This window comes from Gammaproteobacteria bacterium (assembly GCA_029881255.1).
GTDB lineage: Bacteria > Pseudomonadota > Gammaproteobacteria > S012-40 > S012-40 > JAOUMY01.
Window position 1 is genome coordinate 65,101 of record JAOUMY010000014.1, and the last position, 23,723, is coordinate 88,823.

Here is a 23,723-nt window from a genome sequence, read left to right on the forward strand (position 1 = left end):
GAAATTCCTCGAAACGAGCGATATACAGCATAGAGGGTATTGCCAGTAGGTCAGGTTTAAAAGAAATAAACCAGATAGTTAGAGGGTATACCTGAATAGAAACATAAGATTGTTGCCGAACCTGAGGTTTTATTGGCCAGGCTTTTGCTGCACTTTGACCTTGAGTGGAGCACGCGCAGTGCGCAGAATCATATGGTAAAGATCGGAATTATTTGAAAAAATGTGGCGGTGGCGTTATTTGAAGTCTTTTGTTGAATAAAGTTTTTGGGCAAAAGATGAGGCTTCCGAACAAGTTAAAATACGGAAATCAGAAGCGTGGATAGGCGAGCATTTATCAAATCTTGTGTAATTGGAACGGCGAGCGCTGCGACAGCGACGTCATCGGGTATTATCCTGGCCGATATGAGCGACGCAAACCCGGAACAGGTGCGCGACTATCTGAGTAAGATTGAGAATTTTAATCATCACTTTGCCGACGACATCATCCTAACCGGGAAAAAGTTCGAGCTTCTTAAGAGCGTGGTTGCCCGACTGAAAAGACTACAATCCTATGTAGGCTATGCAAACTTTTCACTATTAAGCGTAGATAGCGCGTTCTATTACGCGAAGTTAGTTCCACGAATCGGTGAATTCACGGCAGAAGAACAGAATTTTCTGGAATCCTTGTTTTACACCAACGCCAAAGAATACGGCTTTCTCGGCGAGAAAGTATCGCTCAAATTTACTGAACGAATTCAAAACAGGGATTTAATCAAGATTCCGCGAACTGGCCACTTTATCTATCGCGGGAAGTCCCTGAAACTGTATAACCAGATCAAGAAAATGGTTGGTACCAATATTACGTTGACTTCCGGCGTGCGTTGTATCGTAAAACAGACCTTGCTGTTTTTAGATAAAGCCTATGAGTCCAAAGGGAACCTGTCTATGGCATCCCGATCACTGGCGCCGCCGGGACACTCATTCCATGGTATTGGCGATTTCGATGTTGGTAAAAAAGGATATGGATATCGTAATTTTACCGAGGATTTTGCTCATACTGACGAGTTCAAGCGACTTGAAGAGTTGGGCTTTATTCGCATCCGTTATCACGAGCGCAACCCATTTGGTGTGCGTTATGAACCTTGGCATATCAAGGTCGTTTAATACCAAGATAAGCGATTTTCTCTCCTTTACTCACACGCTATAATGCGCCATTTGGCGCATTCTGGTTGTGTTCCCATGGCAGTCGTATCAATTTTTAACCTGGCTAATTCCTGTCTGGTATCGGACACCGTCGATGAAAAAATACGATTGACTCAACACGCCTGGCAAGCGATTTCCGAAGATCAAGTGAGTTTTGACTGTGCTAATCGCCATCCAGTCCCTTTGGAGGCTGGGCGACCACTCAAACCAGATCTTGTGGAAACTTTCCAGGTTCCTAAGCGATCCATGACCAGCGATCAAAACCATCCCGCCTTCGTGCATGCACTGGCACATATTGAATTTAACGCCGTAAATCTCGCCTGGGATGCGGTTTGCCGATTCACCGATATGCCGAAAGACTTCTATCGTGACTGGGCCCGAGTGGCGGCAGAAGAGGCCTATCATTTTTCGCTACTTCGTGAATATCTGGTGTCACTCGGTTACGACTATGGCGACTTTGAAGCCCATAGCGGGCTTTGGCAAATGGCGATACTCACCGCCGATGACGTTATGCAACGCATGGCGTTGGTTCCCCGAGTGCTCGAAGCTCGTGGCCTGGATGTAACACCGGGCATGATCGACAAATTACGTCATCATAAACGAGACAGATTAGCGGACATATTAGATATTATTTACCGCGACGAGATTGGGCATGTGGAAATAGGTACGCGCTGGTTTAATGTTTTGTGCGAAACACGTGGATTGGACGCACAGCAAACTTTCGAGGAACTGATTGAACGGTTTGCCCAAGAAAAAATTCGTGCGCCGATAAATGTTCAAGGACGCAAGCAAGCGGGTTTTACGCAGGCAGAAATTGACTATCTCTACTCCTGCATTTGAAGGAAAAGGAAGAAATGATACTGAAACGTGTTGTTGTGATGTTGACAATCGTACTGGTATGGACATCCTGTGCCCACAATAAGGCGCAAGAAAATGTACAAACAGACACCGAAAGCGGCTGGGTTTTAGTCTTCGACGAGCATCGACCAGGAGAGCCGTCGGGCGAGGTTCGTATGTTGATAACCGCGAATTATCTACGCATCGACAGCGGGAAAGAAGAAGACGATTTTTTATTGTTTGATGTAAAACAAAACAAGATTTTTTCCATTGTTCATGAAGATGAAACCGCATTTCGTTTTGGTGACCAGGCCTTATCTGAAACACAGAATCCAAAACTGGAGTGGCGTGTAAAAAGTGAGCCGAGTAATGTTGTGGTTGATAACAAAGGCACGCAAAAATCAATTCATCATCGGATAACAATAAACGATCAGGATTGCATGTCAGTTATAGCAGTAGATGGATTCTTGCCCGAAGCGCTTGAGGTGTTGAAAGCCTACAGAATTGTGTTAGCAAGTGAACAAATGCAAGGGATGGAGTTTCAGGCAGGTGAGGATGTTTGTCACGCGGCGCTAAATATTGTCGAGCCTGCTTATACCTTGAAATTTGGATTTCCTATACGTGAGTGGAACGATAAAGGTTATCAGCGTTTTCTTACCCAATACCGTGCAGGTATCGTAATGCCCAATCATTTATTTTCTATCCCTGATCGCTATCGAAAATTTGGTTTTAATTGACATTACATACTTCAATTCTAACGTCGTCTGCTTGCTGAATATGTTCTATCATTAGTTGCAAAGATTGGCGGCCGCGAAATTCGTTTACGTCGAGGCGATAAGCGATATGAATCTGATTGCCGGCTTCAAATGGGACATAATCTGCACTAGCGTCAATGACGCCAAAAGCAATGGCGTCCAGCGCGTGAGTAGAGTCAAGCGGGCGTAGCCGCAACTTTAGGTGTTTTTCGCCTACGACTCGTTGCTCCAAAATGATGAAATAGCCATCGAATAGCGGTTCGGGAAAACTTTGTCCCCAGGGCTCTGCCGAACGTAGCATTTGTGCGATATCAATCGAAAAACTATCCTGTTCAAGTTCTCCATCTGAATGTATCGTTCCTTCGATTTCCTCATTCTCACTAATGCCTGAGATTTCTTCATCAAAGGCACTTGAGAATTGATCAAGGTTTTCAAGTGAAAGACTAAGCCCTGCCGCCATTGCATGCCCGCCAAATTTTTTCAATAGGCCAGGGTGACGTTTCGAGATGCGGTCAAGAATGTCTCGTATGTGTATACCCGGAATTGAACGTGCAGACCCTTTCACGTCAGCTGGATTATCTTGAGCAAAAACGATCGTTGGTCGGTGATAACGATCTTTAATGCGCGACGCGAGAATGCCAATAACGCCTTGGTGCCATTCCGGATTAAACAGGGTGATGCCTTTGGGAATTTCGTCGTTCGCCGAAAGGCGTAGTGATTCCAGAATTTCCAGAGCCTGTTCCTGCATTGCTGATTCGATCTGTTTGCGTTCGTTGTTTAACTGGTGCAACTGTTCTGCAAAAAGCCGAGCAGTGTGAAAATCGTCAGATAAAAGACATTGAATGCCGATACTCATGTCATCGAGCCTGCCAGCAGCATTTAATCGTGGCCCAATGGCAAAACCAAAATCGCTGCTGACGACGTTTTCGATACGGCGCCCACTAACTTCCAATAACGCGCGTATGCCGGGGCAAACCATACCGGCGCGAATGCGCTTCAAGCCTTGAGCAACCAATATACGATTGTTCTTTTCCAGTGGTACAACGTCGGCAACAGTTCCCAGGGCAACAATGTCCAGTAATTGTGCAAGATTAGGCTCTTCGATACCTAAGCTTGCGAACCAGCCAGTGTTTCGTAGGCGGGCGCGTAGTGCGAGCATGACATAAAAGATAACTCCGACACCTGCAGTTCCTTTTGCGGGAAACTCATCACCCGGCTGGTTTGGGTTGACGATAGCATCAGCGTCGGGTAGTTCATCGCCGGCCAGGTGGTGATCTGTTATCAGGACTTTTATGCCGAGTTGTCTTGCTCGATTCACGCCATCAATATTGGCAATGCCATTGTCCACAGTGACGATAAGCGTTGGATCGAGCTTAGCCGCCTCATCAACAATTTCCGGTGAGAGACCGTAACCAAATGCAAAACGATTTGGAACAAGAAATTCTACTTCCTGCGCTCCCATCATTCTTAATGCACGTACGGCAACTGCTGTGCTGGTTGCGCCATCGGCATCAAAGTCACCGATGATGACAATGCGTTGTGCCTGAAGCAGCGAGTGTTCAAGTAGATCACAGGCAGTATCTATCCCCTTGAGCAAGGAATAGGGCGCAAGTTGTTGCAGAGATTTATCGAGTTCGTCGACCGATACAATCTTTCGATTGCGATAAATGCGCGCCAAGAGGGGATGAACCTGATCGGTGTTGACGAGCTTTTCCGTTCCAGCACGATAGCGCAGGATGCGTTTTCGTATCATCTAGTGACCCGTACACAGGCGCCCCAAGCGGGGAGCCCGTTTATCCTTGGTTCATGCAATCAGATGCGTGAAAAAATGAGACTGGCGTTGGTGCCGCCAAAACCAAAACTGTTTGAAAGAATATTGTTCAGTTTGACATCGGTCATGTATTCGCGAACGACAGGCATGTCTTCCGCTGCTGGGTCCAACTGCCCGATGTTGGCAGATGCTGCAATGAAATTGTTCTCCATCATGATGAGAGAATAAATGGCTTCATTTACACCTGCGCCGCCCAAGGCATGGCCGGTCAACGATTTGGTTGAAGTGATGTAAGGAACTTCGCTACCGAAAACCTCACGTATGGCTTCCAGTTCTTTGGTATCACCAACTGGCGTACTGGTTCCATGGGCATTGATATAGTCAATTTTATTTGATGTCGTTGCCAGCGCCATTTGCATACAGCGCATAGCGCCTTCACCGGATGGGGCAACCATGTCATAACCATCGGATGTCGCGCCATAGCCGGTGATTTCGGCGTAGATCTTCGCACCACGTTTTACTGCATGTTCGTATTCTTCCAGGACCAGGATGCCACCACCGCCGGAAATGACAAAACCATCTCTTGTTGCATCATAAGGACGTGAGGCTGTTCCTGGCGTGGCGTTATATTTCGAGGATAGGGCACCCATTGCGTCGAACAACATGGTCATCGACCAATGTACTTCCTCACCGCCGCCGGCAAACACGATGTCCTGTTTACCAAGCTGTATCAGTTCCATTGCATTGCCAACGCAGTGAGCACTCGTGGCGCATGCGGAACTAATGGAGTAGCTAAGGCCTTTAATCTTGTAGCTGGTTGCTAGACATGCCGACGTTGTACTTCCCATAGTACGAGGTACCATGTAAGGACCAATTCGTTTCAGTCCTTTTTCGCGTAGCGTGTCGGCGGCAATAATCAGATTTTCATTCGATGCGCCGCCTGACCCGGTGATCAGGCCAGCGCGCGGATTTGAGACCAGGCTTTCATCGAGGCCGGCGTCTTCAATCGCCTGTTGCATGGCGATATAACTGAACGCCGCAGCATCCCCCATGAAGCGTCTTGCTTTGCGGTCGATGAGGGCGTCGACATCGATATTGATTGCTCCATGGACATGGGAGCGAAATCCCAGGTCTGCATACTCTTGACTAAAGACGATTCCGGATTTTCCTTCACGCAGGGATTTTTCAACCTCCTGCTTGTTATTCCCAATACTGGAAACAATACCTAATCCGGTAACAACAACCCGTCTCACTATAACACCTCAGTATTCATATTGTTGGTAAACAAGCCGACACGTAGGTTATTGGCAGCATAGATTTCCTGCCCGTCGACTTCCATGCTGGCATCTGCGATGCCCATGAACAGCTTGCGCATAATAACGCGTTTCAGGTCGATTCGGTATGTGATCATTTTGTTTTCAGGGGTAACTTGACCTGTAAACTTGACTTCACCAGATCCCAATGCACGACCTTTACCAGGTCCACCCATCCAGCCCAGATAGAAACCGACCAATTGCCACATGGCGTCCAGACCTAAACAGCCAGGCATTACTGGATCCCCCTCAAAATGGCACTCAAAAAACCACAGGTCAGGACTTATATCAAGTTCGGCAACGATTTGTCCCTTGCCATATCTACCTCCTTCTTTGGAGATGTGCGTGATGCGGTCAAACATCAACATCGGTGGAAGTGGAAGTTGAGCATTGCCAGGGCCGAACAACTGGCTATGTCCGCAGGAGATGAGTTCCTCTCGTGTAAAGCTACTTTGTTGGGTCATAAATGCTTATATCTCAATCGTTTGTTACTTCTGACGCGACGGTTTTCGCGGCCCCGCATACCATAACACAAATAGTACTAATGGGGGATATTGTTTCAGCGAAATTTGAGGGGTTCAATTCCTTGTTAAACCGTAGGGATTTGTTGTATCCCACATTTGAAAAGTAAAAACGCGTTTCTACATTTTCGTGTGTTGGAAATTTGCGGGAATGTTTACATCGTCCGGAAACATCGAATACGTTTTTTTGCATTGGAATAAAAATTTCGATCAATTTAAGTGTCAACATTGTTACAAAATGTATCAATTGAGCATATTAATTCACCAAGTATTGTATTTGGTAATTTAACATTTATAGTTTATTTAACAGTAAATTACACTGAGAGCTATTCATGTGGAATGTCGTACTCATGGCTACAACTATCGTTGCGACGACATTGCTGCTATTTCTGATTTATCGCAATACACATAGAAAGGAAGAAGATCGCAGTATTTCTTTGACCTCTTTATTTGTGCGTACACTCGATCAACTCAAATCCTCTGCATTTATTGTGTCTGTTTCAACCGGACGGATTACCTTTTGTAATGCTTTTTGCTTGAGGGAACTCGGGTTTGAACGTCCAGATATCATTGGGCATACCGTGGATATTTTGGAGGTTGATGGCGTCCTGTTAACCCTGCGCAATCAATTTAAAAAACTGCTGGCCGACAACGATGAGTTTCTTTATTTCGATACCCTTTTGAGGGAAAAAAATGGGGGTACGCGTGCATTCGAAGTTTTTCTGCAAAAAATGCAGGGCGACGATGATGATCAGTTTTTCGTAGCGATTATGCAGGACATTACCGAGAAAAAACGCATAGAGAAATTGCAACACCAATTAATTTCCACGGTAAGTCATGAATTGCGAACACCGTTAACTTCGATAAAAGGTTCTTTAGGTCTTTTGGATAGCCGTGACTTGGACAAGTTGCCCGAAAAGACTAAGTTTTTAATTGAAATGGCGCGTAAGAACTCAGATCGTTTGATGTATTTGATCAACGATATTCTGGACTTGGAACGGTTTCGTCACAAAGATGTGACGCTTAATCTCAAAGACACCGACTTGTCACTTGTCATTCGTGAATCGATCGCCGCGATACTCCCTTATGCCAAACAGTTTGATATCACGATTGCCTATGTTGAATCGATGTCATCCGTCATCGTTCGCGCAGAGGCCGAACGTATGCTTCAAGTGTTAAACAATCTATTGTCCAATGCGATCAAATATTCGCCTCGTGGTTCTATCGTTCATGTGAATACACAATTGGTAGGCGAACGCATACGAGTGAATATCACCGATGAGGGAAAAGGCATTCCTGAAAGTATGCGTGAGAGCATTTTTCAACCCTTTAGTCGCAGTATCGACAACGATAGTCAGATCATCGGTACCGGCTTGGGATTGCCTATTTCAGTTGCCATCATCAAGGCGCACAATGGATTTTTGAGTTTTGATTCTCAAGAAGGTGTTGGTACACGATTTTATTTTGAGTTGCCCATAGTGTCAGTAGAACGACGCAATGAAAACTTGCTCGTTACCGGCGAAGAAAACGCCAGCATGTAAGCTTTTAAAGTTTGCCTGGTCTAATCAGGCCGCCCAGACCCATATTCACGATTTCTTCAGTAAGCATATTGCGTATATCTCTGGCGCTATTCATTTGCAGGGCATCGTTAAGCAAGGCATTCGCCTGTTTGAAAGAAATGTTGCGGATGACCCATTTAATTCTTGGGATCGCGACGATACTCATACTTAGGCAGTCCAGGCCCATTCCGACAAGCAGGATAGCCGCAGCCGGATCACCTGCCATTTCCCCGCAAACGGTAACATGTACTCGATTTTTATTTGCGTATTGAACGACGTGCTGTACCGCCTGGATAACCGCCGGGTGTAAACAGTCGAAAAGGTCGGCGACATTGGAATTATTGCGATCTACCGCGAGTAAATACTGTACCAGGTCATTGGTGCCGATAGAGAGATAATCGACTCGCTTGGCTATAACGTCAGCTTGATATACCGCTGAAGGGACTTCTATCATGGCGCCAATTTTGGGTGGTTTGATGTCCCGATGTCCTGCCTCCAGAAGTTCAGTACGGGCGCGATGAATGTATTTCAATGCCTCGTCGACCTCGGTTACGCTCGAAATCATCGGCAACAGAATATGCAGATTGTCCAGGCCCTCGCTTGCTCTTAACATCGCGCGTATCTGCGTAAGAAAAATATCTGGCCGATCAAGACTGATCCGTATGCCACGCCAACCAAGAAACGGGTTGTCTTCTTTTATTGGAAAATAGGACAGGCTTTTGTCACCACCAATGTCGAGGGTACGCAACGTTACCGGACGAGGAGAAAACTGTTCCAGTACTTGCCGGTAAATACCGGTTTGTTCATCTTCTCCAGGAAAGCGGTCACGTATCATGAAAGGAAATTCGGTGCGATAGAGTCCGATTCCTTCCACCGCCAGCTCGGCAACGGAAGTGATATCAGATAATAGTCCGGAGTTGACATACAGTGGGATGCGGATGCTGTCCAGGGTTTCAGCGGGCTTATCCTTCAGGTCACGCAACTCATCGGATAACTCCTGTTCTTCCAGGATTAGCCGTTTATATTCGTCGATGATATTGGAAGACGGCGAACGATAGACCAATCCCTGATAGCCGTCGACGATGGCTTGCTCCGCTTCCAGCTTCGCGCAGGGTAAATCCTTGGCGCCCATAACAGCCGGAACACCAAGCGCACGCGCCAGAATTGCCGCATGAGAGGAACCTGATCCTTTGGTTGAAACAACTCCCGCCAGACGCTCTGGCGGAACTTCCATAACCGCAGAGGCAGTCAGTTCCTCGCTAACTAAAATCGTTTTCTCAGGATAGGTTCGGTTGCCTGAGGCTTTGGACTGGATGTGAACCAGGATGCGATTGCCGAGATCGCGAATATCGTCTGACCGTTGCCTGAGATAGGCGTCTTCCATAGCATCAAAGGCGTGAACCTGTTCATGCACCGTGTCACGCAATGCGGTAGAGGCCATGACTTTATTTTTGCGTATACGTTGTATGGTGACGCCAAGTAGACTGTTACTCTTCAGTATCATTGTATAGGCATCGATCAGCGCGCTGTTTTCCGACGGCAGTTTGCTGATACGTTTTTTAAGCTGTTCAATATCGTTTAGGGTAGTGGTAACGGCCTGTCGAAAAACACGTACCTCCTCCTCAACATTATCGGTAAAACGATTCGGTACCGCTGCCAGATCGGCAGGTGGATAAACCACCACCACCGTACCAATGCCTACGCCAGGCGCGCCAGGTAGGCCGCGAAAAGGTTTGTCGCTATTTTGTATGGGCTTGCCCATATCGTCGAGGCTGCCGAGGGCTTGAGCGTGAGCGATGGCGCCGGCAAGTTGGGCAGCCATGGTGACCAATAGCGTGAGTTCGTCTTCTTCCAGTTGTCTTTGTTCACGGCGCTGTACAACCAGCACGCCCAAAACCTGGCGATGATGAATAACGGGAACACCGCAAAAACCGTGATAGTGTTCTTCGCCGGTATTCTGTAGAAACTTATAATCAGGGTGAATTGGCGCATTGTCGAGATTAATCGGTTCTGCGCGACGGGTCACCAGACCAATCAAGCCCTCAGTCAGCTTCAGCCTGACACGAAACACGGAATCGGGATTAAGACCGTCGGTGGCCATGAGAATATTGGTTTGGGTTATGTGGTCTGTGAGGTATACCGAACAGACGTCCGAATTCATGACCTGTTTGACGCGCAAAACAATGGTGTTTAACGCCTGATTCAGATCTTCGGCAGCACTAACTTCCTGGACAATTCGTCTGAGTGTTTCCAGCACATCAATAACCCACGTGGTTGTTTAAACAATGCGTATTGCGTTCGTTTCTGATTTTCCAGTACGTTTGTAGCGGTTATTGTTGTACTAGCGATTTTTTGCCGAGTGCGGATGCCTGTGTTGCCCCAATAGTGGCGCGAACTCGCTCAAGGCCGATTCGTAAACATCTCTTTTAAACGACACGACCTCGTTTAAAGGGTGCCAGAAGTCAACCCAGCGCCAATCATCAAATTCCGGGTTGTTGGTCTGGTCAAGACTGATATGGGTTTCGTCGCCTATGAGACGCAGCAAAAACCAGATCTGCTTTTGTCCTATACATAGCGGCTTACTGCCATGTCGAATTAAATGTCGGGGCAGGCGATAGCGCAGCCAGTCAGGTGTCGAGGCTAAAATTTCCACATGTGTTTGCGCCAATCCGATTTCTTCCCATAACTCTCTAAACAATGCTTGTTCAGGAGATTCTTCCGACAATATACCCCCCTGAGGGAATTGCCATGCGTCCTGGCCGATACGCCGGGCCCATAGGACCTGACTGTGTTTGTTACACAGTACGATGCCTACATTCTGTCGATAGCCCTCTTCATCGATCATTCAGTCAATTCCGGCTGCAAAAAAAACATGGTTAGACATTCTTCCATAAATATATGTTAGACATCAAATTTTCTATGACTGGAGTGTGTATTGTTTTGTCGTTAGAATTCAGCCTCCTATAGGGGGCTGTTGAATTTAACCGCACATTTGAGAGGTGAAAAGTGAGTCTCGCAATATTTGACCTGGATAACACGCTCATTGGCGGTGATAGTGATCACCTATGGGGCGAATTTCTCATCCAAAAGGGCGTGGTCAACGCCGACTATTATCGACAGCAGAACGACAAATACTATGAGGCCTATAAGCAGGGAAATCTGGACATCATGGCCTTTCTTCAATTCAGTCTCCGGCCATTGGCGGACAACCCCCTAGAAAAAATGCTCGAACTGCGCGAAGAGTTTATGCGCGACAAGATTGAATTGCTACTTCTGCCGAAGTCCTTTGAGCTTCTGTCACGGCATCGGGAACAGGGGCACTATTTATTGATAATTACGGCTACCAATCGCTTTGTTACCGAGCCCATCGCACAACGACTTGGGGTAGATGAATTGCTCGCTACCGAACCAGAATTTGTCGATGGTAAATATACCGGCAGCGTATTTGGAACGCCTTGTTACCAGGCGGGCAAGGTGACGCGCTTACGCCAGTGGCAGGAGAAACAAGCGCAAACAAAAGGAGAAACCTGGTTCTACAGCGATTCTCATAACGATTTGCCCTTGCTCGAATTGGTCGATCATCCTGTCGTAGTCGATGCCGATGACATTTTACTCGAGCAGGCAAAAACGCGGAACTGGCTATCGATCAGTTTGCGGTAGTGGTTCCATATTGATAATGCGAACTGTTTTGCCATTGCGATAGTAATTGGAAACGCCAGGAAGGAATTCCAGCGTGAATCTGACACGCAATCGATCCTTTAGTAGCTTGGGAAACTTCTTACTGTTGAACGGATAATACTGGGTGCCGTCTTCCGCCTCGATGCTAAAGTAACCTCTGCGTTCGATGTGATAAACCATAACGCCCGTGCTGCGGATGATATTGCCGTTTTGACCAAGGCGGTTTTCGTCGCCATGATGGGTTTTTATGCCATTGAAGAATTTCGATACTATTTGACGCATAGCTATTCTCGCGAAAGAACTATTTCACCAACAGCAGATTCGGATCGACTCGGGCATCATTGAGGCTGACCCCCCAGTGCAAATGGGGACCAGTAACACGGCCAGTCATTCCGACGCTGCCAATTATCTCTCCCGTTTTTAACTGCTGGCCTTTGGTGACTTTGATATTGTCCATGTGGCAGTACATCGTGACCAATCCCTGGCCATGATCGATAAAAACGGTATTCCCATTAAAAAAGTAATTGCCGGTTTCAATCACTGTTCCCTTGGCGGGTGCTTTAATCGGTGTGCCTTTCGGCGCAGCGATATCCAGACCACTGTGCGGCTTGCGCGCTTGTTTATTGAAGAATCGGCGCAGGCCAAACGGGCTGCTAATGCGGCCTTGCACAGGCAGTGTCAAACCTGTTTCTACATCGTCAGTGTCGCGCCAGAACTTTAACGCCTCGTTGATGAAGGAACGTTCTTTCTCAATGCGTTCAAGGTCTTGGGCGTTTGGATTGACCATTCGTTTGTTCTTAACGGTGAGGTGTTGCTCCTTGTATTTCTTGGCTGCAACCCGGAAGTTGGCCTGGGCCTTTAACCCCCCAGTCTCGATACGGAGCGTATGCTCTCCTGGCTCGGCGGTCAGAGGGATGCCGACGATGGCGTACCACTGGTTTTGCGATTTCAACACCATCACCGGTTTTTCTTCGTAATAGGCTCGTGGGCTGGAGGCCGCGTTGTTCGGCAAGGTGATGATGGCGATGCCACCGGGGACTGGGCTGGATTGGGGGAGACGGGCAAATACAGGTTGAAGCGTCAGGAGTAGGGACAGAGCCAATACAATTCTATTCAAGTTGCGTTTCCTCCACTTTTGCAATGAGAGTTCCGTGGCCCAGGCGCGCTTTTATCCGCGTTCCGGTCGGCGCGGTGTCAATATGTTGTACGAGTTGCTGGTTATCGTCGCGGGTAATGATGGCATAACCCCGTTGTAGCGTGGCCAATGGGCTGATGGTATCGAGACTATGCGCCAATTTACCGAGAGCCGTGTGCTGGTTATGCAAGATCTGTTTCATTGTGCGGCGCAGCTGTTCTGCTGAGGTCTCAAATCGCTGGCTATGGCGCATGAACTGCGCGCGTGGGTTGTGCTGCTGCAATTGCGCCTGCCTGGATAGTACGATCAAGCCCTTTTGTTTGAGACTACGTTGTAAGGCCTGGGCCAGGCGAAGCTCCAGTTCGTCGGTTTTTTGCGCCTTTTCTTCCAGCGTTTGTGATGGATGTTTCAATCGGGCGCTAAGCCACTTGAGTTCCTTCGTCAGCTGCCCAATTCGGTTATGGGTCAGCATTCGGTTTCTTCTATCCAACTGCTCGACAAGTTGACGTAATGCTTGTTGCTCTGGAACAGCAAGTTCTGCAGCGGCAGATGGCGTCGGTGCGCGCTGGTCGGCGACAAAGTCGGCAATCGTGAAATCGATCTCGTGCCCAACGCCACTGATAACAGGAATCGCCGACGAGTATACGGCGCGTGCGACGATCTCCTCGTTAAATGGCCACAAATCTTCCAAGGAACCGCCGCCACGTGTCAGTATTAAGACGTCACATTCTCCGCGACTATTTGCCTTGGCTAGCATGCTGGCAATTTTTTGCGCGGCACCTTCGCCCTGTACCGGGACCGGATAGATAACGACGGACACATGTGGGGCTCTACGTTGTAGTACGCTCAAGATATCGCGTATCGCTGCGCCAGTGGGCGAAGTGATGACACCTATTGTCTGTGGATGAGCGGGTAGTGCTTGTTTTGCAGAAAGCTCAAATAAACCTTCCGCCTGTAGACGTGCTTTGAGACGTTCGAATTCCCGCTGTAGCGCACCGGCGCCGGCTTCTTCCATATCTTCGACGATGAGTTGGTAGTCCCCACGCGGCTCATACAGACTTACCTGCGCACGAACCATCACTTCCATTCCGTTCTGGGGGCGCAAACTCAAGTGGCGATTGCGCGGTTTGAACATCGCTGCGCGCACCTGCGCCTTATCGTCCTTGAGCGTGAAATACCAATGCCCCGAACTTGGGATGGCAAGGTTGGAGATTTCACCCTGTATCCACATGAGTGGGAAGGCCTTGGCCAGCATGGATCTTACATCTCTGTTCAGATCTGAGACGGAATATATAGTGCGGTTCTGGGATGTGTCGCTTTGCATATCACTCACTGGAAATGAAAACGCCGCCCAGATGGCGGCGTTTTTAAATTAGATACCGTATTGGTTTAGAACAACCAAGGTCCGGCGTTTTGCTGGTCGGCAGCCTGCTTTTGGCCAAGTTCACCTTCAGATTTTGCCTTCTTCAGCAATTTTGTTGCTTGTGCGTAATCGCCATCTTCCTTTGCTTGCGCAGCTTTCTTCAGGAATTTGTCGCTATCACGCCATTCATGCCCCGACTTCTTTGCAGCCTTTACGGCGGCTGCAGCGTCTGCTTCCAGCGCATCGAATTCCGGTCCACCACCGGTGATAGCACATCCTGTAGCCAATAAAACAGCAAACAACAACGATAGTTTCTTCATAGTCCACTCCTGCTAGCGATTATTAATCTAATTGGAATTACTTATAAATTATCAAATTGTCTTTATTGTTTAATACGATAGTACTAAATTCCCATAGGCTACCGGTTTACCGCAGTCAGGTCAAACGGTATAATCCCGCGCTTATTTTTTAACCAGAGATCCTCCTCATGCTGCGTATCGAGCAAGAAGCCCTTACATTCGACGATGTTTTACTGATTCCGGCTCATTCGACAGTCCTGCCCAAGGAAGTCAATTTAAAGACCCGGTTAACTCGCGAAATCGAGCTGAATATCCCACTGGTCTCTGCAGCGATGGATACCGTCACTGAAGCGAGACTGGCAATAGCCATGGCACAGGAAGGTGGCATTGGCATCATCCACAAGAATATGACTGGGGAACAACAGGCCGCACAGGTGCGCATGGTAAAAAAATATGAGAGCGGGGTAATCAAAGAACCGATTACGGTAACTCCCGATACCAGTATCCAGGAAGTGATAGACATTACACGTGTTCATAATATTTCCGGCGTGCCGGTCGTTGATCAGGGCAATAATCTGGTCGGTATCGTCACCAGTCGTGATTTACGCTTTGAAACCAATATGGTCAATCCGGTGTCGAGCATCATGACGCCCAAAGACAGGCTGGTCACGGTCCAACAAGGGGCATCAACAGACGAAGTACTCGGGCTGCTACACAAACATCGAATTGAAAAGGTACTGGTGGTAAATCGCAGTTTTCAACTGAGTGGCATGATTACGGTCAAAGATATCCAGAAATCCTCCGACTTTCCCAATGCATGTAAAGATGATCAGGGTCGTTTACGTGTTGGCGCTGCGGTTGGAACCGGTGCTGGGACTGAGGAACGTATCGCCGCTCTTGTCGAGGCTGGTGTCGATGTCGTTGTAGTAGACACGGCGCATGGTCATTCTCAGGGCGTACTTGATCGCGTTGCCTGGACGAAGAAGAATTTCCCTCAATTGCAGGTGATAGGTGGCAATATTGCCACAGCGGCGGCGGCCAAGGCTTTGGCCGATGCAGGTGCTGACGCGGTAAAAGTCGGTATTGGTCCTGGCTCCATCTGTACGACGCGTATTGTGACTGGCGTTGGTGTACCACAAATTTCAGCGGTAGCGAATGTCGCAGCAGCTTTGCACGGTACGGGTATTCCACTCATTGCCGATGGCGGTGTGCGTTTTTCCGGTGACCTTGCCAAGGCCTTGGTTGCCGGCGCGTATTCAGTGATGGTAGGTAGCATGTTGGCCGGTACGGAAGAGGCACCAGGCGAAGTCGAACTCTATCAGGGGCGTTCATATAAATCTTATCGTGGCATGGGTTCTCTAGGAGCGATGGCGCAGGCTCAGGGCTCCAGCGATCGCTACTTTCAGGACAGTAACCAGGGCGTTGAAAAACTGGTTCCCGAAGGCATCGAAGGGCGCGTACCTTACAAAGGCAGCATGTCAGCCATTGTTCTTCAATTGATGGGCGGTATTCGAGCATCGATGGGTTATACTGGTTGCGCGACTATCGATGAGATGCGCACCAAACCGCAATTTGTTCGTGTCAGCAATGCCGGTATGCGTGAAAGCCATGTGCATGACGTCGCGATTACCAAGGAAGCGCCTAACTATCGCGTCGACTAAAATAATCTGGAGAATTCGGTCTTGAAAAAAGCAGGTAGTCTGGAGCGGGTTCTCGAGGATCTTCTGTTCAGAAGTCGCTGGATACTGGCGCCTTTTTATGGCGTGCTGGTCGTCACCATCGGTATGCTTCTGGTCAAGTTTTTCCAGGAATTCATCACGTTCATTCCGCAATTACTCGAAGCGGATTTTCGTACCGTTATTTTAAAGATTCTGGTGTTAGTCGATCTAACTCTGGTATCGAACCTATTATTGATTATCGTGTTTAGCGGTTACGAAATTTTTGTGTCGAAAATCGACACTGCCGGTCATGAAGACAGGCCGAAATGGATGGGCAAGGTCGATTTCTCGGAACTGAAGATTAAGCTATTCGGTTCTATCGTCGCCATTTCTGGAATCGAACTGCTTAAAGCATTTATGCTTATGGAAAAACAGGATAACTATGAGTATGTCGGGTGGTTAGTCGGTATTCATTTGACCTTTGTCGTTTCAGGCTTGTTGTTTACCTATATGGAAAAGGTTGCAGCGACAACGAAAAAGTTGGAATGTGAAGCCGAGTCTATACTCAATCATGATCACAACTCGGGTGAAAAGGAAAAGCATTAACAGAATATAGTGCAGTGGTGTGTCACGTGGAGTAGGCGACAAGGCCTATGAAACTCGCTGTGAATACATCCCTGTCGCCTACGGTTTCATAGGCCTTGTCGCCTACTCCACGTGACGGGCGAGATAGCAGTTTTTTTCTAAGAGTGAAGTTTATGCACGCTGATATTCATGCCCACAAAATTTTGATCCTGGACTTCGGTTCTCAATATACCCAGTTGATCGCACGTCGTGTCCGCGAAATCGGTGTGTATTGCGAAATCTATCCCTACGACGTAGATGACGCCGATGTCGCATCTTTCGGTGCAAAAGGGATTATCCTTTCCGGTGGCCCTGAATCAGTACACGGCGATTTTGCACCCAAGGCACCGCAAGCGGTATTCGATAGCGGCGTGCCGGTGCTCGGGATTTGTTATGGCATGCAGACCATGGCCGCACAACTCGGCGGAAAAGTTGAAGCCTCGGATGAACGTGAATTTGGCTACGCGCAGGTACGCGCGCGCGGTCACACCAAGCTATTAAAAGACATTGAAGACCACACCACCGAGGAAGGCTATGGCATGCTCGATGTGTGGATGAGTCATGGCGACAAGGTTACCCAGTTGCCCGACGGTTTCAAACTCATGGCCAGTACCGAGAGTGCACCGATTGCCGCTATGGCCGATGAGTCACGTGATTACTACGCAGTTCAGTTCCATCCCGAAGTTACACATACCCGTCAGGGCGGTCGCATACTGGAACGTTTCGTTGTCGGCATCTGCGCGTGTGAAACGTTATGGACGGCAGACAATATTATCGACGATAGCATCGAAAACGTGCGCAAGTCAGTCGGTGACGATGAAGTGATACTCGGTCTGTCGGGTGGTGTGGATTCATCTGTTGTTGCTGCGCTATTGCATCGTGCTATTGGCGATAAGCTGACCTGCGTATTCGTCGACAACGGTCTACTTCGGTATCAGGAAGGTGATCAAGTCATGAACACCTTCGCCAAGCACATGGGTGTCAAAGTCATCCGTGTCGACGCAGAAGATCGTTTTCTTTCCGCATTAAAAGGCGAGGAAGACCCGGAGAAAAAGCGCAAGATCATCGGTAATCTGTTCGTGGAAATCTTCGACGAAGAGGCAAACAAACTTTCGAATGCCAAGTGGCTAGCACAAGGCACGATATATCCCGATGTCATCGAATCTGCTGGATCCAAGACCGGCAAAGCACACGTCATCAAGTCACACCACAACGTGGGTGGACTGCCTGAGCACATGAATCTGAAACTGGTCGAGCCGTTGCGTGAATTGTTTAAAGACGAGGTGCGTAAACTCGGCGTTGAACTCGGTTTGCCATACGACATGGTTTACCGTCATCCCTTTCCTGGCCCAGGTTTAGGTGTGCGCATACTCGGTGAAGTTAAAAAGGAATATGCGGATCTATTACGTCTAGCTGACCACATCTTTATCGAAGAACTTCGTAAACACGACTTGTATGACAAGACCTCGCAAGCCTTTGCGGTGTTTCTGCCAGTAAAATCGGTTGGCGTCATGGGTGATGGTCGCTGTTACGATTATGTAATCGCCTTGCGTGCAGTCGAAACCATCGATTTCATGACGGCGATCTGGGCGCGTCTGCCATATGATTTTCTGGACCACTGTTCGCGTCGTATTATTAATGAGATCAAGGGTATCTCGCGCGTGGTGTATGATATTTCCGGTAAACCGCCGGCGACGATTGAGTGGGAATGATTTGTCGCGATGTCTGCTGACCTTGACCAGAAATGGATGCAATATGCCTTAGAGCTGGCGAGCCGGGCAGAGCAACAGGGTGAAGTGCCGGTAGGCGCCGTCATCGTCGCCAACGATCAGGTCCTGGGTGAGGGATGGAACCAATCGATCTCGCTCAATGATCCCACCGCGCATGCGGAAGTTATCGCCCTGCGCTCGGCAGCGCAACAGATACAGAATTATCGCTTACCGGCGGAGAGTACGCTGTATGTGAGCCTGGAGCCCTGCCCCATGTGTGCCGGTGCGATGGTCCACGCGCGTATCGGGCGTCTTGTGTATGGTGCTTCTGATCCGCGGACAGGCGCGGCAGGTTCGGTGTTTCAAATCGCCTCAAACGAAAAACTGAATCACCGTATGGAGGTTCAATCTGGCGTTTTGGAAGCCGAATGCGCGTCGTTATTGCGTGACTTTTTTCGGGTACGCAGGAATTCATCCTCTCCCTCTAATTGAACTCTTCGCCATGTGATCTCAAAAGATCATAGGGGTATGGTGTTTACGCCGTGGACAACGGGCGCAAATTCTTACATCATAGTCGCCCGAATTGCGTTCAGGATACCGCCTATGGAAACACTTAGTTTCGAAGAAGCCCGTGTCATCGGAGTGCTCATCGAAAAAGAAAAGACCACCCCCGACGTCTACCCCATGTCCCTGAATGGTTTAACCACCGCCTGCAATCAAAAAAGCAATCGCGAACCCGTCGTCAATTTTAGCGAAACACAGGTACAACAAATCCTCGATGGTTTGATTGCCAGACGACTTGTCCTCGAGGAGAGCGGACGGGGCAGTCGCGTCATAAAATACAAACATCGCTTTGCCAATTCCGAATTCGGCGAATTGCGTCTCTCCGATCAGGAGTTGGGTATATTAACCGTTATGTTTTTGCGAGGCCCACAGACCCCCGGTGAATTGCGCAGCCGTACCAATCGCCTGTGTACGTTTAGCGACGTCAGCCAGGTAGAACAAGTGCTCAACCAGTTAATACGTCGCGATGACGGCCCTTTCGTGATGCGCATGGAACGTGAACCCGGACGCAGAGAAAGTCGTTATGCGCATTTGTTTAGTGGAGACAAAATCGCGCCATCGAAAAATACCTACGCCAGTGTTGACCACGAAATGAATCTTGAAGAGCGCGTGTTTGCATTGGAACAACGACTGGCTGAGTTAGAGGATCGTCTGGCGGCGCTTGAGCAAGAATAAAAAGCCTGTACAATTAACGCTAATTTCTAACGGAGGTCAGGAAACCATGAGTAACGATATCGATATTCCTAAATGGGACATCGCCCTTGAAGGCCTGATCAAAGAAGAACAACAGCATTTAGGGCGTGGTTTGAAACTGGACGATTTCATCCGCCTCGCCAAAGACAATGCCATTCGTTTCGATGATATTATCGTGACCTTATTGACCTTGTGTATTGAAGGGTGTTGGCAATATCACGATGCCAGCGGCAAGCCTCATCAAATTACCCAAGATGAAATGAACAGTCTGTTTGTCGCGGGGCGCATCAAACAGGAAGATATGACCGACTACGTAGGCAGCTGGTCGGCAAAATAAACCAGGTATCCACTGCTGAAGTCATGTAGTGCGCGAGTAGGGCTCAACAAAATACAAAATGCTCAATTACTCGGCGTAAATTGTGATTTTTCATTTGTTGTTGCCCTGTTCTAACTCGCTAGCCAACTTAGTCCGAGGATACTTGTGTCCAGTATGTCTCGTTGATTGGGTCGCTGTATGAGTTGCCGGATTGAATTTGACATGAAACGCCAACTATTCGCCTTTATTCTTTTCATCGCCTCACCGTGTCTGGGGATGGCTGCTACGGTATATCCAGCAATCGATGTCCAAATGACGTTGGAAAAAGTGTCTGAACATGTTTATTACGTTCAAGGCAAAGCCGGTATCGCGACGGACAATAAGGGCTTTATCTCTAATGCGGCAGTTGTCATTTCCACCAACAGTGTGTTGGTGTTTGATGCCCTGGGTTCTCCTTCCCTGGCCGCAAAGCTCGTCGAACAGATTCGACAGCTAACAGCCAAACCCATAACCACTGTTTTTATCAGTCATTATCATGCAGACCATATTTATGGTTTGCAGGTGTTGAAGGAGCAGGGTGCAACCATCTACGCGCCAAAGGGCGCCGAACGATATTACAATTCCGAATTTTCGGATGCGCGTTTGAATGAGCGCCGCAAATCGCTTTCACCCTGGATAAACAAAGACACCCGTGTGGTAAAACCCGATCAGCTATTGGAAGGCGATCAGGAATTCAAACTCGATGACCTCACGATGGATGTGATTCAGTTTGGTTCAGCGCATTCGGATAGTGATCTGGCCTTGTACATTAAACAGGACGACGTGCTGCTCAGCGGCGATCTGATTTTTACTGGCCGGATTCCTTTCGTGGGTGGTAACGAGATCGAAAACTGGATTGCGAAAATTGATTACCTGGCCAAGATACCCGCAAAACAAATCGTTCCCGGACATGGTGGTGTTTTTACTTCCCTGGAACAAGGCGCAGATCTCACGCGCTCGTATCTGATTCTATTACGTGATTCCATGAACGCAGCGGTAGACGATTTGATGTCTTTTGAAGATGCTTATAGCGCGGTGGACTGGCGTCGCTTCCATAAACTCCCGGCGTTTGAACGTGCCAACCGAGGTAACGCCTATCGCGTGTTTCTTGCCAGTGAGGCAAAATCGCTTAGCAAGTAAGGCATCGTTACAGGCCAAGATTGCCTTTGATTTTTGCACGCTGCTTCATAAAAAACGCCGTTCGCTTGCGCGGGTTGTGGCGCGTAGGAGCCGGCAGTGTGGCGGCAAGTTCTACGGCCTGGATCTGTGACATCATTGAGGCCGGTACGCCAAAATAGAACCGAGAAGCCGCGTCGATACCATACAAACCAGTGCCGAATTCCGCTACGTTAAGATAGATCTCCAGTATGCGTTTTTTCTTCAGATTGTTTTCCATCGAAAACGTCAGTAACAACTCGTGCACCTTTCTAAAAGGGTTGCGTGAACCGGTGAGAAAAAGATTCTTCACCGTTTGTTGCGAAATCGTGCTCGCGCCATAGACGAACGCTTTGCGTTGCCAGTTATATTCCATGGCCTTGCGAAAGGCCTCTGTGTCGATTCCGCTATGCTCAAAAAACCGCGAATCTTCGGCAGCAAGTACTGCCTGGAGCATAGAGGTTGGAATATGGTCGAAACCTACTGGTCGCCAACGCAGCCGCGGTAAGTTTGGGTTTTGCGAGGACTCGCGCTCATACGCGTGTATGAATCGGGATTTTGGTATGTCTCCCGAAACATACCACTTCCACTCAGGCCAAATGCCGATCAGGTATCCGATGTCCAACAAAATAACGACCAGGAATATACGCACGCCCCAGCGTATCGCTTGCGCGATACGCGGAAACATGGCGACGAATTTCTGCCAATGTTGCCGTATTCGTTGCCAGGATTGCTTTGTAGGTCGTTTTTTAGCCATAGGACATTCTCCGTACCTGTTTCGACAAGCAAACCTGAGTCCTAAACCCGAATTTCCAGCACGATCGGTTGTAACGTAAACCAATGTAATAAATTCATTTTCTTCAACAAAAGGTAAAGAAAAGCTTTGAATCGGTCGAAAAAATCATAAGGGGAACGGCGTAAAGCCAGATATAGGGCGTAAAACAAGTGCTTACGTATACCAGACATAGAGGAATCACGCAGAATGGATAACTTTATCAAGTCAGTGGACGAAAGAACCAAGCTGGCTGGGGCGAATCGCCTGGAGGTATTGTTATTTAGCCTGGGTACGGATCGTAAGACCGGTGTTCAAGAGGTCTTCGGCATCAATGTATTCAAAGTCAGGGAAGTCATGCATACCCCTAAGATTACTCAGGCACCGGATATGCCTCCAGCGGTAATGGGTTTAGTCAGTCTGCGTGGCACCATGGTGCCGGTACTGGACGTGGCCAAGTTCTGCAATATGGACGCAGTGGAAGAGCCCAAAATCCTGATCGTCACCGAATACAACAAACAGACGCAGGGATTGCTCGTTAGCTCAGTCGAACACATTTTGCGCATGGAATGGAATGACATCAAGGTTCCTCCTTCGATGCTGGCTAGCAGAATGGGTGGATTAATAACGGCGGTTACCGAACTGGAAGACAAGCGTATCGTGATGATACTTGACGTAGAGCGTATCCTTGCGGAGACAGCCGCTGCCGGTAATGATATCGACGAGTTCCAGGAACTGGATGAACTGGAAAAAGAAGTCCATGTGCTTTATGCCGACGACTCATCTATGGCGCGTAAGCAAATCGAAAAGACGCTGGATCAGCTGGGCGTGAAATATGTTGCAGCGCGCAACGGTATGGAAGCCTGGGAAAAACTCGAAGAAATAGCCGAAAGAGCGCAGTCCACACACATGCCGACATATAAGTTACTGCAGGCGATTATCACCGACGTGGAAATGCCCGAGATGGATGGCTATGTCTTAACGCGAAAAATCAAAAATGACGTGCGCTTCAATGGCATTCCCGTCATCATGCACTCCTCTTTATCCGCCGATGCCAATGTGCATATGGGTAAGAGCGTCGGTGCCGATATCTATGTTGCCAAGTTTAGCCCGAAAGAATTGACAGCGGCATTAAAGCCCTTGATTCCGGATTGAACACAATTACATTTCCAGCTATTTCTTCTTGAATTAATCTCCTCCTCTTACCAAAATAGAGCTTCCATTAAATAAGGGAGTTTCTCCATGTCGCATTATGTTGTTATTTCTGCATTGGGCGAAGATCGCAGCGGGATAGTCAAAGGTCTCTCCAAACGCATCCTCGATTGCGGCGGAAATATCGCTGAAAGCAGAATGGCAGTTCTCGGTGGAGAGTTCACAATTGTCATGCTGGTGCAAGGCGTTGAGAGCGCCGCAGACGCAATCGAACAACACAGCCAGAAATGGGGCGACGAACTCGGTCTTGTCATACACACCAAACGCACCAGACCGCGTACAGTTGACGCTGCATCACTGAATTACCAGGTGGAAGTGGTATCGATGGATCATCCTGGCATCGTGCACGACATAACGGATTTTCTTTCTTCGCGGGATATCAATATACAAGAGCTGGAAACCCACTCCTATGCGGCTGCCCATACGGGCACGCCGATGTTCGCCGTGAATATACAAATCAGCGTGCCCGCTGTGCTTAGCGTGGGAAAATTTAAACGCGAATTTCTCGACTTTTGCGACAGCCTAAACCTCGACGGTCAAATCGAGGCGCAACGCTGATTTTCATAGG

24 protein-coding genes are annotated in these 23,723 nt (G+C 48.3%); 14 read left to right on the plus strand and 10 right to left on the minus strand.

The features are described from left to right. Positions 1-315: 315 nt before the first annotated feature. The 3 genes from OEZ43_19385 (at position 316) to OEZ43_19395 (ending at position 2,756) form a co-directional block, all read left to right on the plus strand. Positions 316-1,143: a M15 family metallopeptidase gene (locus tag OEZ43_19385; protein ID MDH5547747.1), complete on the plus strand. Its 828-nt coding sequence runs from the start codon at positions 316-318 to the stop codon at positions 1,141-1,143. 75 nt (positions 1,144-1,218) lie between these two features. Next, positions 1,219-2,022, plus strand: a complete 804-nt coding sequence (locus OEZ43_19390) for a ferritin-like domain-containing protein (protein MDH5547748.1) — start codon at positions 1,219-1,221, stop codon at positions 2,020-2,022. Positions 2,023-2,036: 14 nt separating this feature from the next. After that, entirely contained in the window at positions 2,037-2,756 is a 720-nt protein-coding gene (locus OEZ43_19395; protein ID MDH5547749.1) for a hypothetical protein, read from the plus strand. Here the strand turns inward: OEZ43_19395 and recJ are convergent. From recJ to fabA, 3 genes are read right to left on the minus strand one after another with little or no spacing between them, the layout of a single operon-like run. Then, positions 2,749-4,527, minus strand: a complete 1,779-nt coding sequence (gene recJ / locus OEZ43_19400) for a single-stranded-DNA-specific exonuclease RecJ (GenBank protein ID MDH5547750.1) — start codon at positions 4,525-4,527, stop codon at positions 2,749-2,751. The two genes, OEZ43_19395 and recJ, sit on opposite strands and share 8 nt — an antisense overlap. Before the next feature lie 59 nt (positions 4,528-4,586). Further along, complete coding sequence (fabB, locus tag OEZ43_19405; GenBank protein MDH5547751.1) at positions 4,587-5,798, minus strand: beta-ketoacyl-ACP synthase I; 1,212 nt, start codon at positions 5,796-5,798, stop codon at positions 4,587-4,589. Further along, complete coding sequence (fabA, locus tag OEZ43_19410; protein MDH5547752.1) at positions 5,798-6,322, minus strand: 3-hydroxyacyl-[acyl-carrier-protein] dehydratase FabA; 525 nt, start codon at positions 6,320-6,322, stop codon at positions 5,798-5,800. Before fabA ends, fabB begins: the two co-directional genes overlap by 1 nt. A gap of 407 nt (positions 6,323-6,729) precedes the next feature. Between fabA and OEZ43_19415 the strand changes: the two genes are divergently transcribed. Then, on the plus strand, positions 6,730-7,920 hold the full coding sequence (locus OEZ43_19415; GenBank protein MDH5547753.1) for a PAS domain-containing sensor histidine kinase: 1,191 nt from the start codon (positions 6,730-6,732) through the stop codon (positions 7,918-7,920). 4 nt (positions 7,921-7,924) lie between these two features. Here OEZ43_19415 and ptsP read toward each other — a convergent pair whose 3' ends face one another. Together ptsP and OEZ43_19425 are read right to left on the minus strand one after the other, a co-directional pair. Then, entirely contained in the window at positions 7,925-10,195 is a 2,271-nt protein-coding gene (ptsP, locus tag OEZ43_19420; GenBank protein ID MDH5547754.1) for a phosphoenolpyruvate--protein phosphotransferase, read from the minus strand. Positions 10,196-10,279: 84 nt separating this feature from the next. Continuing rightward, entirely contained in the window at positions 10,280-10,783 is a 504-nt protein-coding gene (locus OEZ43_19425) for an RNA pyrophosphohydrolase (protein MDH5547755.1), read from the minus strand. Between the two features lie 161 nt (positions 10,784-10,944). On the opposite strand from OEZ43_19425, the gene OEZ43_19430 reads away from it, so the two are divergent. Next, positions 10,945-11,598: an HAD-IB family hydrolase gene (locus OEZ43_19430; GenBank protein ID MDH5547756.1), complete on the plus strand. Its 654-nt coding sequence runs from the start codon at positions 10,945-10,947 to the stop codon at positions 11,596-11,598. On the opposite strand, the gene OEZ43_19435 is transcribed toward OEZ43_19430, so the two are convergent. The 4 genes from OEZ43_19435 to OEZ43_19450 all read right to left on the minus strand — a co-directional run bounded on the left by OEZ43_19435 (position 11,578) and on the right by OEZ43_19450 (position 14,434). Beyond that, positions 11,578-11,898 carry a hypothetical protein gene (locus tag OEZ43_19435; GenBank protein ID MDH5547757.1) on the minus strand — a complete coding sequence of 107 codons (321 nt, stop codon included), beginning with the start codon at positions 11,896-11,898 and terminating at the stop codon, positions 11,578-11,580. The genes OEZ43_19430 and OEZ43_19435 overlap by 21 nt on opposite strands. Before the next feature lie 19 nt (positions 11,899-11,917). Beyond that, positions 11,918-12,733, minus strand: coding sequence for a peptidoglycan DD-metalloendopeptidase family protein (locus OEZ43_19440; GenBank protein ID MDH5547758.1), 816 nt, complete (start codon positions 12,731-12,733; stop codon positions 11,918-11,920). Further along, positions 12,726-14,075, minus strand: a complete 1,350-nt coding sequence (gene xseA, locus OEZ43_19445) for an exodeoxyribonuclease VII large subunit (protein MDH5547759.1) — start codon at positions 14,073-14,075, stop codon at positions 12,726-12,728. The genes OEZ43_19440 and xseA overlap by 8 nt, the downstream gene beginning before the upstream one ends. Positions 14,076-14,140: 65 nt before the next feature. Beyond that, positions 14,141-14,434 carry a SoxXA-binding protein gene (locus OEZ43_19450; protein MDH5547760.1) on the minus strand — a complete coding sequence of 98 codons (294 nt, stop codon included), beginning with the start codon at positions 14,432-14,434 and terminating at the stop codon, positions 14,141-14,143. Positions 14,435-14,601: 167 nt separating this feature from the next. Between OEZ43_19450 and guaB the strand changes: the two genes are divergently transcribed. The 7 genes from guaB (at position 14,602) to OEZ43_19485 (ending at position 21,156) form a co-directional block, all read left to right on the plus strand. Beyond that, positions 14,602-16,074: an IMP dehydrogenase gene (guaB, locus tag OEZ43_19455; GenBank protein MDH5547761.1), complete on the plus strand. Its 1,473-nt coding sequence runs from the start codon at positions 14,602-14,604 to the stop codon at positions 16,072-16,074. A gap of 21 nt (positions 16,075-16,095) precedes the next feature. Continuing rightward, entirely contained in the window at positions 16,096-16,677 is a 582-nt protein-coding gene (locus OEZ43_19460; protein ID MDH5547762.1) for a TIGR00645 family protein, read from the plus strand. Positions 16,678-16,829: 152 nt separating this feature from the next. Next, positions 16,830-18,407, plus strand: a complete 1,578-nt coding sequence (gene guaA, locus OEZ43_19465) for a glutamine-hydrolyzing GMP synthase (protein ID MDH5547763.1) — start codon at positions 16,830-16,832, stop codon at positions 18,405-18,407. Positions 18,408-18,416: 9 nt separating this feature from the next. Beyond that, complete coding sequence (gene tadA, locus OEZ43_19470) at positions 18,417-18,896, plus strand: tRNA adenosine(34) deaminase TadA (GenBank protein MDH5547764.1); 480 nt, start codon at positions 18,417-18,419, stop codon at positions 18,894-18,896. A 111-nt stretch (positions 18,897-19,007) separates the two neighbouring features. Continuing rightward, positions 19,008-19,643 carry a DUF480 domain-containing protein gene (locus OEZ43_19475; protein ID MDH5547765.1) on the plus strand — a complete coding sequence of 212 codons (636 nt, stop codon included), beginning with the start codon at positions 19,008-19,010 and terminating at the stop codon, positions 19,641-19,643. A 46-nt stretch (positions 19,644-19,689) separates the two neighbouring features. Next, entirely contained in the window at positions 19,690-19,998 is a 309-nt protein-coding gene (locus OEZ43_19480; protein ID MDH5547766.1) for a hypothetical protein, read from the plus strand. Between the two features lie 201 nt (positions 19,999-20,199). Then, positions 20,200-21,156 (plus strand): MBL fold metallo-hydrolase, encoded by a 957-nt coding sequence (locus OEZ43_19485; GenBank protein ID MDH5547767.1) that lies wholly within the window; start codon positions 20,200-20,202, stop codon positions 21,154-21,156. Between the two features lie 7 nt (positions 21,157-21,163). On the opposite strand, the gene mtgA is transcribed toward OEZ43_19485, so the two are convergent. Next, positions 21,164-21,928: a monofunctional biosynthetic peptidoglycan transglycosylase gene (gene mtgA, locus OEZ43_19490; protein MDH5547768.1), complete on the minus strand. Its 765-nt coding sequence runs from the start codon at positions 21,926-21,928 to the stop codon at positions 21,164-21,166. Between the two features lie 225 nt (positions 21,929-22,153). On the opposite strand from mtgA, the gene OEZ43_19495 reads away from it, so the two are divergent. Both OEZ43_19495 and OEZ43_19500 read left to right on the plus strand, forming a co-directional pair. Next, positions 22,154-23,098: a chemotaxis protein gene (locus tag OEZ43_19495; protein MDH5547769.1), complete on the plus strand. Its 945-nt coding sequence runs from the start codon at positions 22,154-22,156 to the stop codon at positions 23,096-23,098. Between the two features lie 87 nt (positions 23,099-23,185). After that, positions 23,186-23,713 (plus strand): glycine cleavage system protein R, encoded by a 528-nt coding sequence (locus OEZ43_19500; GenBank protein MDH5547770.1) that lies wholly within the window; start codon positions 23,186-23,188, stop codon positions 23,711-23,713. Positions 23,714-23,723: the final 10 nt, after the last annotated feature.